Below are 13,250 nucleotides of genomic sequence, written 5' to 3' on the forward strand. Positions count from 1 at the left end.
CGTCGAACCCGAAATCTCCTCGCCTCTACGACATCGAGATTCTTCAGCGTCATCCCGGAATGACACTGCGTGTCAGCTTTCGAGCTGCTCGTTGGCGACGATCTCGATGCCGAAGCCCGACAGGCCTTTGTAGTCGTGCACCGACGAGGTGAGGTGCCGGATCGAAGTGACGCCGAGATCGCGCAGGATCTGCGCGCCAACGCCGACCTCACGCCACTGGCGGTTGCGATCGGCTTCCGTGGACGTCTCGTCCGGCAGCGGCTCCACGGGCACACCGGCTGCGCCATCGCGCAGGTAGACCAGCACGCCACGGCCGGATTTCTTGAAATGCTCGAGCACCGCTGCCATGCGCTTATGGCCGGTGAAGGCGTCCTTGACGATGTTCGGCTTGTGGAAGCGCGTCAGCACGTTCTTGCCGTCGCCAACGCCATTGTAGACGAAGGCGACGTGGGCGATGGAATCGAACGGCGAGCGGTAGGCATAGCCCTGCAAGGGCCCGATCGGGCTCTCGGTGACGAAGGTCGAGACCCGCTCGATCAGCTTCTCGCGCGCCTGGCGGTAAGCGATCATGTCCGCGATGGTGACGTGCTTGAGCTTGTGCTCGGCGGCGAAGCGGGCGACTTGCTCGCCCTTCATCACGCTGCCGTCGTCGTTCATGAGCTCGCTGATGACCCCGACTGGCGGCAGGCCAGAGAGCTTGCAGAGGTCGACCGCGGCCTCGGTATGGCCGGAGCGCAGCAGCACGCCGCCGTCCTTGGCAATCAGCGGGAAGATGTGGCCCGGGCGGGCGAAGTCGTTGGCGCCGACATTGGGATTGGACAGCGCCCGGCAGCACGAGGCACGCTCCTCGGCCGAGATGCCGGTGCCGCCGTCGGGCTTGTAGTCGATCGAGACCGTGAACGCCGTGGTGTGCGCGGAATCGTTGTGGGCGACCATCGGATCGAGCCGCAGGCGGCGCGCGTCCTCCGTGGTCACGGGCGCGCAGACGATGCCGGAGGTGTGGCGGATGATGAACGCCATCTTCTCGGCGGTGCAGAGCGAGGCAGCGACGATCAGATCGCCCTCGCCCTCGCGGTCCTCATCATCGGTGACGACGACAAGCTCGCCCCGGGCAAAGGCCTGCAAGACTTCCTGAATGCTATCGGGCATTTCCCAATCTCTATCGGTTATGGCCGGGAGGCTTAGCCGGACTTGAGCCGGGGCGCTAGTCTTCCCAGCGCAACCACTTATGCCGGACGGCAGGCCTGCCAGGTGGTTCAGGCTTGCACCGAAGATACCAAGGATATAGGCGCCGACCGCCGGAAAGGAAGGCGGCCGGGCGCGGTCAGGGCAGCACTTCGCGCCGCTCGCCGAGCCGCTGATCGAGCTCGGCGCGCTTGTCGGCCAGAAGGCCGGCCTGGGCGGCTTCGATCACCGTAAACAGCTCGTGGGCGTCGCTGAGCCGGGTCACGGTGACATAGCTGGCGCCGGCCTCGTAGAGCTCGCCGACATCGGCCAGGAGGTCGGCCGTCGCCACGATCAGGGCGGTGGGGTTGAGCGCGCGGACGTGGCGGACCAGCTTCTCGTTGGTGGCGCCCTTCAGCAGCGAATCCGGCACGCTGAGAATGATCATCTCGGACTTGCCGACGCCGGCATGGAGCAGCGTGTCGACATTGCTGATGTCGCCGTAGATCACGTGCAGGCCGCGCGAGAGCAGGGTCTTGTACACATTGGGGTTGAAATCGACCACCGTGATCTGCTCCAGCAGCACCGGGGCCTGCCGTTCGATCTCGGCCAAAAGCGCGCTCGCCGCACGGAAAAAGCCGAGGATGACGATGCGGCGGGCCTCGCCGTGGCCGCCCTCATGGGCCTCCTCGGCATATCCGCTGCCGTGATCGAGATCGCGCAGGCCGATCCGTTTCAGGGGGCCGATCATCCAGCGGGTGATCTCGTCACTGCGCGTCATCACGAAGGTCGACAGCACGGCCAGCACCACGAAGGCGAAGGAGGCCGCGTTCGCCGTCTCCGGCGCGATATGGTGGTCGGCGATGCCGGTCTGGATCACCACCAGCGAGAACTCGGAGATCTGGGCGAGGTTGAGGGCCGGCAGCAGGCTCGCGCGCAGGCCCTGTTTCATCAGGTAGAGCGGGATGAAGGTGGTGATGAGGCGGCTCACCACGGTAAACGCCGCGATCATCAAGGCGAGCCCGATCACGGAGAGGCCGGGCACGGGAATGGTCATGCCGAGCGCGACGAAGAACAGCGTGATGAAGAAGTCGCGGAGCGTGGTGACCTTGGCGGTGACGTCGAGCGCATAAGGAAAGGTCGAGAGCGAGACGCCGGCGATCAGCGCGCCCATCTCGCGCGACAGCGACAGCCGCTCCGCGGTCTCGGCGACGAGGAAGCACCAGGCGAGCGCGCCGAGCAGGATCAGCTCAGGGCGGCGTGCGATCTGGTGGAACAGGCGGGGCAGCACGTAGCGGCTGACCAGGAGCGCGGCGGCGACCAGCACCGCGACGCGGCCGATCGAGAGCAGGATGACGCTGACTTGCAGATTGGCCAGGCTCGGCTGCACCGCCAGGAACAGGATGGCGAAGATATCCTGGAGCACCAGCACGCCGAGGGTGATGCGGCCCGGCAGCGTGTCGAGTTCGCGCTTCTCGTAGAGCACCTTGACGATGATGACGGTGCTCGACAACGCGCAGGCGACGCAGAGATAGACCGCATCGAAATGCCCGCCGCCGAGCGACAGGCCGATGCCGACAAAGAACAGGACCCCGAGCAGGCAGCCCCCGAGCAGCTGGCCGCCCGCCGCGAACAGGATCACCTTTCCCGCCCGCACGATCTTCTTCAGGTCGATCTCCAGCCCGATCATGAACAGCATGAAGATCAAGCCGAGCTCGGAGATGACGCTGATCGATTCCTGCGATTTGACCCAGCCGGCGCCGAATGGACCTATGCAGAAGCCGGCGATAAGGTAGGCCAGGATCAAGGGTTGCCTGGAGAAATGGGCGAGCAGGCCCAGCATCCAGGCAAACAGGATACAGAGAGTGATGTCGCGAATGAGCTCGTGCATGCCAAATTGGTCCGTTTTGCCGCACCCTAGAGACGGGTTGCGGTGCGGCAAGCGAGCAATTCGTCACATGCGGAAGGGGCTCTTCGCAGCAATGCTGCTATGCCCTCTCGCCTACGCCGCGCCCGCCGCCGCGCAATCCAAGGTCAGTATCGAACAAAACTTTGCTGATTCGCTAACCGCGATGCCGAAGGAAGAACTTGCCGTCTCCGGCGGGTTCTACGTGCCCGCCTATTCCAGCGTCGCGATGAGCCAGGGTAAGCTGCGTGTCGACTTCTCGGTGACGCTGAGCGTGCACAACGCCTCCGAGACCCAGCCGCTGGTGGTCAAACGCATCGCCTATTTCGACACCGCGGGCAAGCAGGTCGAGAGCTATCTGAAGGCGCCGGTCGCCTTGAGGCCGCTCGCCACCGTGTCGATCTTCATTCCGACCGACGACGTCCGCGGCGGGACCGGAGCCAATTTTCTCGTCGACTGGGCCGCAACGAGCGAGATCGCCGAGCCCGTGGTCGAGGCCCTGATGGTTGGCGGCGTCGCCAATGCGCATTACGCTTTCATCAGCCAGGGACGTCCGACCCGGACGGCCAGCAGGAAGTAAGACAGGCCGGTGCAACGCCGGCCACCAACAAGAACAAGACGAGGAACGCCCATGACCTCCAGCTTCGATTTCGCGCCCCTGTTTCCCGCAGGGCTGCCGGCCCCCTCTGCGCGCTGGACGGGCCTTGCCAAATACAGCTTCGTCGGCGGCAACAACGATTCCGAGCAGGTGCCGCTCGAGGACCTGATCGAGGCGACGAACCTGGCGCTGCAACGCGAGGGCCGCTCGCTTGCCACTTACGGGCTGGCGCACGGTCCCCAGGGTTACCTGCCCTTGCGCGAATTCCTGGTGACAAAGCTCAAGCGCGATGCCGGCATCACCTGCACGGTCGACGATCTCCTGATCGTCTCGGGCTCGCTCCAGGCGATCGATCTCGTCAACGCTACGCTGCTGGCGCGCGGTGACACCGTGATCTTCGAGCAGGAGAGCTATCAGGGCTCGCTGACGCGCCTAGCGCGGCTCGGCGTCAACGTGGTGGGCATCCCCCTCGACAAGGACGGCATGCGCATGGACGCGCTGGCCTCGACGCTAGCCGGCCTGAAGAGCCGCGGCATCCGGCCGAAATACATCTACACCATCCCGACAGTGCAGAACCCGACCGGCAGCATCATGCCGGAGAGCCGGCGCGTCGAGCTGCTGCGGCTATCGGCGGAATACGGCGTGCCGATCTTCGAGGACGATTGCTATGCCGACCTCATCTGGTCGGGACAGCGGCCGCCTGCGATCCATGCGATGAGCCGAAACGGCGGCGTGATCCATATCGGCTCGTTCTCGAAATCGATCGCGCCGGCGCTGCGCGTCGGCTTCGTCGTCGCGCCCTGGGATGTGATGTCGCGGATGCTGGCCCTGAAGACGGATGCCGGCTCAGGCGCGTTGGAGCAGATGGTGCTCGCCACCTATTGCAAGCCGCATTTTTCGACTCACGTCCCGGCCCTGACGAAGGCGCTGCGCACCAAGCTCGATACCCTGATGGAAGCCCTCAACGAGCAGTTCGGGACGGCGGCCGAGTTCGAGGAGCCCAAGGGCGGCATCTTCCTGTGGGTAAAGCTGCCCGACCAGGTCGATACGCTCAAGCTCTATCAGGCCGCGCTTGCCGCCGGTGTCTCGATCAATCCGGGGCCGGAATGGTCGACCAACAAGAATCATTCCAGCTCACGGCTGAGGCTGTGCTTTGCGAGCCCGACTCATCAGCAGATCCGCGAGGGGATCGCCGTGCTGGCCGAGGTCTGCCGCAAGGAATTTGGCGTGCCGGCCCGCAGCGCCAATGTGGAGAAGAGGGCCTAAGGTTCGCCTCAGGCCACCACCTCAGGCCAGCTCCAGACCAGCTTCTCAGGCCACCTGGGGCTGGCTGCCGTGGATCGCGGAGGCCAGCCGCAGCAACAGGACGATCGAGACGTTGCCCTTGCCGGCCTCGATCTGGGCGATATAGCGCTCGGAAATCCCGGAGCGGCGGGCGAGCTCCCGGCGCGACAGGTCGCAGCGCGTGCGCGAGGACCTTAAGCGCTCGCCCAGCTCAGCCAGAAACGCGGTCTCGGAATAAGGCGGCACGGCGCAGCTCCCCGGGAGCACTTCGCCCGCAAAATCCACGACTTGATTCAGCATTGGTCTATCCACGTTCGCCTTCGGGAAGCACATCCTAACCCGGAAACGGCCGGCCTCATTGACGCGGATCAAATTCGCGCGCGATCGGCAGCTGGCGTGGACGGCCGTGTGCGGGATGCTAAACTTTGGAGTTCTTCGAGGCGGGGCTTGCCAGGACATGACGCGTTGTTTGAGCCGCTGGATCGCGGCTGCGCTGCTGTGGGTTGCGCTCGCGTCCGCGGCGCGTGCCGAGACGCTTGCGACGACGGTCGAACAATGGGGCCTACTCGGCTCCTGGGCGGTCGACTGCGCGGTTCGGCCCGACCGCGACAAGCGCGCGCTCTTGACCTACGAGATCAGGAAGGACGGCCGGGTGATGTACCGGCGCAACTTCGGCGACGCCAGGGACGAGAACGAGGTCGTCTCCGCCGCGGTCAATGCCGAGGGCCTGCTCAATGTGATGGTGTTCTTCCCCTCGCTGCATCAGACGCGCGAATTTGGACTCCTCTTGGAGAAGGATGGCAGCTTGCGCGCGATCTACAATCGCAGCGAGCGCGGCGAGTACACGATCAGGGACGGCAAATACGTCGCGACCGGCGCGCCGACACCGGCGCAGCAACGCTGCGATTAACAGCCGTTCAGAATTCTCGGCCATCGCCACCACCACTGGGACTAATACGCAACGCAGCATGGAGATGGCCCCTCACGGGGCCATCTCTTTGCGTTAGAAAGCACTCGCAGCTAATCCCACGCCGGCGCGAAGCCGGGATTGACGCAGCGCCTGTCCTTCGGCAGCGCGGCGATCTTGTTGCGGTCGGCGTCGTCGAGCGTGATCTTCAGGGCATCGAGATTGGCCTTTTGGCTCTCGCGCCGCGAGGCCTTTGGAATCGCCGCGACGCCGTTCTGCTCGAGCAGCCATTTCAGTGCGACCTGCGCAGCGGTCGCATTGTGCTTGATCCCGATCTCGCTCAGCACCGGATCTGTTGCGAAGCGCCCCTGCGCCAGCGGGCAATAGGCGACGAGCGGGATCGACTTGGCGTTGAGATAGGCCAGCACCTTCGATTGATCGAGCATGGCATGATATTCGATCTGATTGCAGGCGATTGGCGCCTTGATGTCCTCGACGGCGATCTTGAGCAGCGCTGTGGTAAAGTTCGCAACGCCGATCGCCCGTGTGCGCCCCTCCTCCTTGAGCTTCATCAGGGTCTCGAACACCGCGCCCCAATTGGCGGCTCTCGACGGCCAGTGCACGAGATAAAGGTCGACATGGTCGAGCCTGAGCTTGTTCAGGCTGGCGTCGAAAGCGCGACGGATCGCGGCCGGTGCCAGATTCTCGTGCCAGACTTTTGTGGTGACGTGCAGTTCGCCGCGCGGCACGCGGGAAACGGCGATGGCCGAACCGATCGACTCCTCGTTGGCGTACATCTCGGCGGTGTCGATGTGGCGATAACCGATCGACAGCGCGCTCTCGACCGCGGCGCGGCAGACGTCGCCCTGCATGCGGAAGGTGCCGAGGCCGAGCTTCGGCATGCTGATGCCCTGTGTCTGCAGATGCTCCATGAACAGGCTCCTGACGTCATTCATCCCGCCGGACGCGCGGTGACAGACTCTTCGGTGATGGAAAGGAAGTGGTGGGAGTGGCGACCATAGCGCGGGCGGCGCCAGGCGGCCGATCAAGATCAGGTTAGCTTTGGGGCGCACGATGCTTCCCCATCGTCATGGCCGGGCTTGACCCGGCCATCCACGCCTTGCCCCGCGGCACAAAGAACGTGGATGCCCGGGACAAGCCCGGGCATGACGACCAGGGCTCAGTGCGGCCGTCCCTCACGAATGCTGCGCCACCACAGCCGGTCGGGCCTGCGGCCGCGGCATGATATCGACCGACCAAAGGTCACGGTTGTCGACGTCCTTCAGGGTCACAGTCATCACACCGCTGCGGCCGTCGATGTCGACCCGGCCGAAGAACTGCAAGCCGAAGCACGGCGCCAGATTCTCGCCCTGCGCCATGCTACAGCCGTGCTGGTACATCGCGACCGGACCAAACGTGTCATCGAGCTCGCCCGGCCCCCAGGTGCCGGCATGCAGCGGGCCGGACACGAACTCCCAGAACGGATCGAAATCCTGGAATTGCGCCTTGTTCGGATCGTAGTAATGCGCGGCGGTGTAATGCATGTCGGCGGTGAGCCAGACGATGTTGCGGATTCCGGCGCGCTTGATGAACGCCAGCAGATCGGCAATTTCGTGCTCGCGCCGGTCGGGCGGCCCATTGCCGAGCGCAACGGCGTCGAGGCTGATCAGGCCGATCGGCAAATCGGCCGCGATCACCTTCCAGGTTGCGCGCGAGGCGGCGAGCTCGCGCTTGAGCCAGGCGAGCTGCTCGGCGCCGAGGATCCAGCCGCGATGGTCGTTTCCCTCGTTCCAGGTCTCGTCGCGATAGCTGCGCATGTCGATCATGAAGACGTCGAGCAGAGGGCCGTAAGCGATCTTGCGATAGACCCGGCCCTGCCGCGCGCCGATGTCGCGGATCGGCATGAAGTCGAAGAAGGCGCGGCGGGCGCGCGCGATCAGGAGCGGCGTGCCGTCGTCCTCATAACCGGCGGCGTCGAAACTGCCGGTTGGTGACCAGTCGTTGGTGACCTCGTGGTCGTCCCATTGCGCGAACATCGGTACCTCCGCATGGAAGGCACGGAAGTGTTCGTCGAGGTGGTTGTATTTGTAATTGCCGCGGAACTGCGCCAGCGTGTGCGCAACCTCGGATTTTTCCTCGGTGACGATGTTGCGCCAAATTTCGCCGTTCGGCAGCTTCTGCTCGGAGGGAATGGTGCAGTCGGCGTAGATGTGGTCGCCGGAGTGGATGAAGAAATCCGGGCGGTTGTCGAGCATGGTGCGATAGCTGCGATATCCGCCGCGCGAGACATCGATGCCCCAGCCCTGCCCCGCGGTGTCGCCGGACCACAGGAACGAGATCGAACGACCCGCGGCCGGCGTGGTGCGGAAATGGCCGACGCGGCTTTCGCCGGCGATACCGGTCGCGACGTCGTCGAAGCGGACGCGATAAAAGATGTCCTGCCCGGGAGGCAGATCGTTCAGCAGCAGTTTTGAGGTGAAATCGGCCCCGGGCAGCGCATCGCCCGAGGCTGACGCGGTGATCGTCTTGAAGCTCTCGACGGTCGAGCATTCCACCTGCATCCGCGCCGGCCGGTCGGCACGTGCCCAGATCACGGCGGAGCCGTCAGAGACATCGCCGGACTGGATGCCGCTCATGATCTGCGGACGATCGGCGGCGCGGCTGAGATGCGGCTTTGCGAGCGTCCCAAGCGAGGCGATGGCGAGGCTGGAGGTCGAGCGAACCAAAAATTGCCGCCGGGTCCATGCCCGCGCGGCGCGGAGCGTTGCCATTCAGAAAACCTTCGTCGAATCGCGACGGAAGGTGCCTGCGCTCCTTGACTCCTATCCTTACGGTTTCTTGACTCCGCGCCTACGGTTTTACGACGCGGGGATGACGACTTCGACGAACTCAGCGTCCTCGCCCGCCTGCGGGACGAGGTGAAGAGCCAGCAGGGCTGCGACTAACGCTTCCAGTTGCAGATGCCGCCGGAGCGGCACGGCCACGTCTGGATGCGCGTGTCCCTTGCCTGCGCGTCCAGCGGATTGCCGTGGCGATGTGAAAGTTTGGTGCGCGCCGCACCGCGCGGCGGGGCGCTCCGGGCATGGCCGACCTTGGGCTCGGCCACACGCACGCGTTCAGCGGCAACCTTCTTCGGCACGTCGATCGGCTCGACGCGCGCCTGCGCCTCGTTGCCGCCGCGTGCCTCCAGAGCAACCGGCGCGAATTTCGTCTCCGGACCGAGCCGCTTCGGCGACAGCACGGCCTTGGACAGATCGAGACCCAGGTATTCATCAGGCTTGTAGTCGTCAGCGCGCGCGATGCCCGTCCCTGCGAGCACGAGGGCCACGGCAATTGCAAAGGGAACGCTTTTCAGGACCACGGACGCCTCCTGAAATCGATTATGAAAGGGGCAATTTACCCGTATTTAGGAGGCGTCGCGCGCAATTCCAGCAGCCAATTGCCGCCGTGGTTAAGAAGTTTGGCGATGTCAGGCGACCTTTCGCGTCGTCCCTGTCCCATCCAGGAACCCGATCAGGCGGCTGCGGATGATGGTTTCCGCCTCGCTCATGATGCGGTCGACGAGTTCCTTGCAGGAGGGAATGTCGTGGATGAGGCCTGCGACCATGCCGCAGCTCCAGGCGCCCGCGTCCATCTGACCATCCAGCATGATCCTGGGATACACACCGGCGACCTGGTCGTGAATGTCGTCGATTGTGAGCTCGGCGCCCTTCTCGCGCTCGATCTCGAGCAGGCGGTCGACATTGGCGTTCTTCAGGACGCGCTCGGTATTGCGCAGCGCCCGCATGATCAGGCGGGTATCGAGTTCGGTGGCGGCGATCAGCGCGTTCTTGACGTTCGGATGCACCGGCGCTTCCTTGGTGGCGATGAAGCGCGTGCCCATGTTCATGCCGGATGCGCCCAGCGACAACGCCGCGACGAGGCTGCGCCCGTCGGCCATGCCGCCGGAGGCAACGAACGGGATCTTCAACTCTTCCGCCGCGCGCGGCAGGAGGATCATGTTGGGAATGTCGTCCTCGCCGGGATGGCCGCCGCATTCAAACCCGTCGACGCTGACGGCGTCGCAGCCGATCCGCTCCGCTTTCAGGGAGTGGCGCACCGAGGTGCATTTGTGGATGACCTTGATGCCGGCCGCCTTCAGTGCGGGCATGTATGCTTCCGGGCTGCGGCCCGCGGTTTCCACCGCCTTGATGCCACCTTCGACGATGGCCGCGATGTATTCCGGATAAGGCGGCGCCGAGAAGGTTGGCAGGAAGGTGAGATTCACACCGAACGGCTTGTCGGTCATGTCGCGGCAGCGCGCGATCTCCTTGGCCAGCAGCTCGGGCGTCTTCTGCGTCAGCCCGGTGATGATGCCGAGCCCGCCGGCATTGGAGACGGCGGCAGCCAGCTCGGCAAAGCCGACGAAATGCATGCCGCCCTGGATGATCGGGTGCTCGATGCCGAACAGTTCGGTGATCGCGGTCCTCACTTAGTTCTCCTCCCGGAATTTTGCCTGATGTCAGATTCAGTCTAGCCGCAGTCTCGTGCCGCGGTCACCATTTCTCTCCGAACGGGCGGAGGGCCCGTCAGTGCCCCCGCGCCGGCGCGCTCAAATCGATCCGGCGCAGCACGGCCGCGGTGGGAATCATCAGCACCGCGACGATCGCGAGCATCCAGAACACGTCGATATAGGCGAGCAGGTCGACCTGCTGCTGCAAGGTCTTGCCGACCCATGCGACCGCCTGCGACGCGGCATCGCTTGCATTGGAGCCCTGCGCCTGGAAGTAGCGCGTCATCGCCTCGATGGTCTGCTGATAACCGAGATCGGACGGCGCGGCGTGCTCGATCAGCCGGCTCTGGTGGAATTGCTGGCGCTGCGCCAGAATGGTCTGCGCCAGCGCGACCCCCATGGAGCCGCCGATATTGCGGGCGACGTTGATCAACGCCGAGGCTTGGTTGGTCTTGTCCGGCGGGATGCCGTCATAGGAGGCGGTCGTCACCGGCAGGAACAGGAAGGGAAGACCGAGCGCGAGGAAGATGCGCGACAGCGCGGCGTAGCCGTAGGTGATGTCGCCGGTCAGCCCGGTGAGATGCCACATCGAGAACGCGGCGATGGCGGCACCAAACATGATGAGATATTTCGGCTGCACGATGCCGACGAGGCGGCCCACCACCGGCATCAGCACCAGCGTCGCGACGCCGCCGGGCGACAGCGCGAGACCGGCCAGCATGGCGGTGTAGTTCAGCTCGGTCTGGAGCAGTTGCGGCAGGAGCTGCGTCGTCGAGATCAGGACCGCGCCGGTGCCGAGCATGACGAGGAAGCAGGCACCGAACTGACGCCGGCCAAGCAGGCGGAGGTCGACAATGGGCTCCTCCCGCGTCAGCTCCCACGGAATCAGCGCGAGCAGCGAGACGGCCGCGAGCACCGCGAAGACGACGATCATGTTCGATCCGAACCAGTCATTGCGCTGGCCTTCGTCGAGCACGAATTCGAGCGAGCCGAGCCCGATCGCGACGAGGACGAAACCGACATAATCGACGCGCAGACCCTTGCTGAGCAGCTTCTCCCTCTCCTCCTCGGCGCCCGACGGCTCCTTGACCAGCGTGCCGACCAGGAACAACGACAGCAATCCCATGGGAACGTTGATCAGGAACACCCAGTGCCAGGTATACGTGTCGGTAATCCAGCCGCCGAGCGTCGGGCCGATCACCGGCGCGACCACGACGGCGACGCCGTAGATGGCAAAGGCCTGGCCGCGCTTATGCGGCGGGAAGGAGTCGGCGAGGATCGCCTGCTCGCTGGTCGCCATGCCGCCGCCGCCGAGGCCCTGGAAGATCCGGAACAAGACCAGCGATTGCAAATTCCAGGCGAAGCCGCACAGGAGCGATGCGATCGAGAACGTCGCGACGCACATCATGTAGAAGCGCTTGCGGCCGATCACGGTCGACAGCCAGCCCGAGATCGACAGCACGACGGCGTTGGCGACGAGATAGCTGGTGATGACGTAGGTACTCTCGTCGATGCCGACCGCGAGGCCGCCGGCGATGTGGCGCAATGCGACGTTGGCGATCGTGGTGTCGAGCACCTCCATGAAGGTCGCGATCGAGACCACGAAGGCGATCAGATAGGGATTGTGCCCGCCCGCCGCCGAGCGCTCCGGCGACCAGCCGCCGGCGGACGCGCCGCCTTGCGTGACATCCGTCATCGCACCCTGGTCCAGGGCACGACCGACATGCCGGGACCAACAGGCAGATCGGGCGGCCAGTTGTCGACCACGATCTTCACCGGCACGCGCTGTACCACCTTGACGAAGTTGCCGGTGGCATTCTCCGCCGGCAGCAGGCTGAACGCGGTGCCCGAGCCCGGCTGCACCGAATCGACGTGGCCGGTCAGCTTGCGGCCGGGATAGGCATCGATGCGGATCTCCACCGGCTGGCCCGGACGCATGTCGTTGAGCTGCGTCTCCTTGTAGTTGGCGACGATCCAGACCTCGTCGGGCACGAACATCATCAGGCTCTGGCCGGCGGTGACGAATGTGCCCTTGGCGCCGCTCAGCTTGACGACGCGGCCGGACTGCGCGGCAACGACGCTGGTATATTGCAGGTTCAGCTTGGCCTGATCGAGCTGCGTTTGCGATTGCTCCAGCTGCGCCTTGGCGCCTTCGAGCTGCGCTTGCAGCGATTTGATGCCGAGTTGTGCCGCCGTGACTGCGGTCCTCGCGCGCTCCGTGTTGGCTTGCTGGGCTTGAAGATCGGAACGGGTCTGCTGCTGGCGCTGCACGGTGCCAGCGCCCTTCTCGACCAGATCCTGCGCCCGCGCAAATTCTTCCTGCGAGAACTGAAGCTGGGCTTGCGCCTGCTCGAGCTGAGCCTGGGCCTGCTTGATCTGCTCCTCCTGCGAAACGATCTGCGCCTCGACATTGTCGATGTTCGCCTTGGAGACCGCGACCTGCGCATTGGCCTGGTCGATCGCGATCCGATAGTCGCGCTCGTCGATCTTGGCGAGCAGATCTCCTGCATTGACGTGCTGGTTATCCGTGACCGGAACGTCAGTCACGTAGCCACCCACCTTCGAAGCCACGGAAAAGCTGCGCGCGGCGACGAAAGCGTCGTCGGTGGATTCGTAATGGCGGACCGCGAGCCAATAGAGCAGACCGCCGACGAGCGCCGCGATCAGCACAATGGCGCCGACAATTGCGAGCAGCCAATGCTCGCGAAGGCGCGCGCGCAACGGCTGCGCCGCCTTGTCCGACTGGTCTTTGACGTCGCCTGCTTGATCAGGATTCGTTGTCGGAGCTTCCTTCGCCCTCTGCGGCTGCTCCGCGGACGGCCCACGCTCCCGGGTTTGAGCATCCACGCTGAACACCTTTTCTCGGGACTACCGGTCGCGAGCCGATTGAGCCAAGCTC

The 13,250-nt window shown here is 64.8% G+C and carries 12 protein-coding genes; 3 read left to right on the forward strand and 9 right to left on the reverse strand.

The annotated features are described in order from the left end of the window. Positions 1–72: 72 nt before the first annotated feature. Positions 73–1,149 (reverse strand): 3,4-dihydroxy-2-butanone-4-phosphate synthase, encoded by a 1,077-nt coding sequence (gene ribB / locus CWO91_RS07110; protein WP_130212829.1) that lies wholly within the window; start codon positions 1,147–1,149, stop codon positions 73–75. Positions 1,150–1,324: 175 nt separating this feature from the next. Next, positions 1,325–3,055: a cation:proton antiporter gene (locus CWO91_RS07115; protein ID WP_130212830.1), complete on the reverse strand. Its 1,731-nt coding sequence runs from the start codon at positions 3,053–3,055 to the stop codon at positions 1,325–1,327. A 67-nt stretch (positions 3,056–3,122) separates the two neighbouring features. Between CWO91_RS07115 and CWO91_RS07120 the strand changes: the two genes are divergently transcribed. Both CWO91_RS07120 and CWO91_RS07125 read left to right on the forward strand, forming a co-directional pair. Next, positions 3,123–3,650, forward strand: coding sequence for a DUF3124 domain-containing protein (locus CWO91_RS07120; protein ID WP_165405278.1), 528 nt, complete (start codon positions 3,123–3,125; stop codon positions 3,648–3,650). A gap of 51 nt (positions 3,651–3,701) precedes the next feature. Continuing rightward, complete coding sequence (locus tag CWO91_RS07125; RefSeq protein ID WP_130212832.1) at positions 3,702–4,934, forward strand: PLP-dependent aminotransferase family protein; 1,233 nt, start codon at positions 3,702–3,704, stop codon at positions 4,932–4,934. A gap of 45 nt (positions 4,935–4,979) precedes the next feature. Here CWO91_RS07125 and CWO91_RS07130 read toward each other — a convergent pair whose 3' ends face one another. After that, a complete protein-coding gene (locus CWO91_RS07130) occupies positions 4,980–5,252 on the reverse strand; it encodes a helix-turn-helix domain-containing protein (protein WP_128935322.1) in 273 nt (90 codons plus the stop codon). A gap of 157 nt (positions 5,253–5,409) precedes the next feature. Here CWO91_RS07130 and CWO91_RS07135 point away from each other — a divergent pair, with 157 nt between their 5' ends. Beyond that, positions 5,410–5,862, forward strand: coding sequence for a hypothetical protein (locus tag CWO91_RS07135; protein WP_165405279.1), 453 nt, complete (start codon positions 5,410–5,412; stop codon positions 5,860–5,862). Between the two features lie 110 nt (positions 5,863–5,972). Here the strand turns inward: CWO91_RS07135 and CWO91_RS07140 are convergent, their stop codons facing one another. The 6 genes from CWO91_RS07140 to CWO91_RS07165 form a co-directional block, all read right to left on the reverse strand. Next, a complete protein-coding gene (locus CWO91_RS07140) occupies positions 5,973–6,791 on the reverse strand; it encodes an aldo/keto reductase (protein WP_130212834.1) in 819 nt (272 codons plus the stop codon). A 264-nt stretch (positions 6,792–7,055) separates the two neighbouring features. Next, a complete protein-coding gene (locus tag CWO91_RS07145; RefSeq protein WP_130212835.1) occupies positions 7,056–8,630 on the reverse strand; it encodes an alkaline phosphatase D family protein in 1,575 nt (524 codons plus the stop codon). 170 nt (positions 8,631–8,800) lie between these two features. Further along, positions 8,801–9,220: a hypothetical protein gene (locus CWO91_RS07150; RefSeq protein WP_130212836.1), complete on the reverse strand. Its 420-nt coding sequence runs from the start codon at positions 9,218–9,220 to the stop codon at positions 8,801–8,803. Positions 9,221–9,328: 108 nt separating this feature from the next. Next, on the reverse strand, positions 9,329–10,330 hold the full coding sequence (locus CWO91_RS07155) for an NAD(P)H-dependent flavin oxidoreductase (RefSeq protein WP_130212837.1): 1,002 nt from the start codon (positions 10,328–10,330) through the stop codon (positions 9,329–9,331). 97 nt (positions 10,331–10,427) lie between these two features. Then, positions 10,428–12,047, reverse strand: a complete 1,620-nt coding sequence (locus tag CWO91_RS07160) for a DHA2 family efflux MFS transporter permease subunit (protein ID WP_130212838.1) — start codon at positions 12,045–12,047, stop codon at positions 10,428–10,430. After that, positions 12,044–13,198, reverse strand: coding sequence for an HlyD family secretion protein (locus tag CWO91_RS07165; RefSeq protein WP_130212839.1), 1,155 nt, complete (start codon positions 13,196–13,198; stop codon positions 12,044–12,046). Before CWO91_RS07165 ends, CWO91_RS07160 begins: the two co-directional genes overlap by 4 nt. Positions 13,199–13,250: the final 52 nt, after the last annotated feature.

The organism is Bradyrhizobium genosp. SA-3, assembly GCF_004212635.1.
Lineage (GTDB): Bacteria > Pseudomonadota > Alphaproteobacteria > Rhizobiales > Xanthobacteraceae > Bradyrhizobium.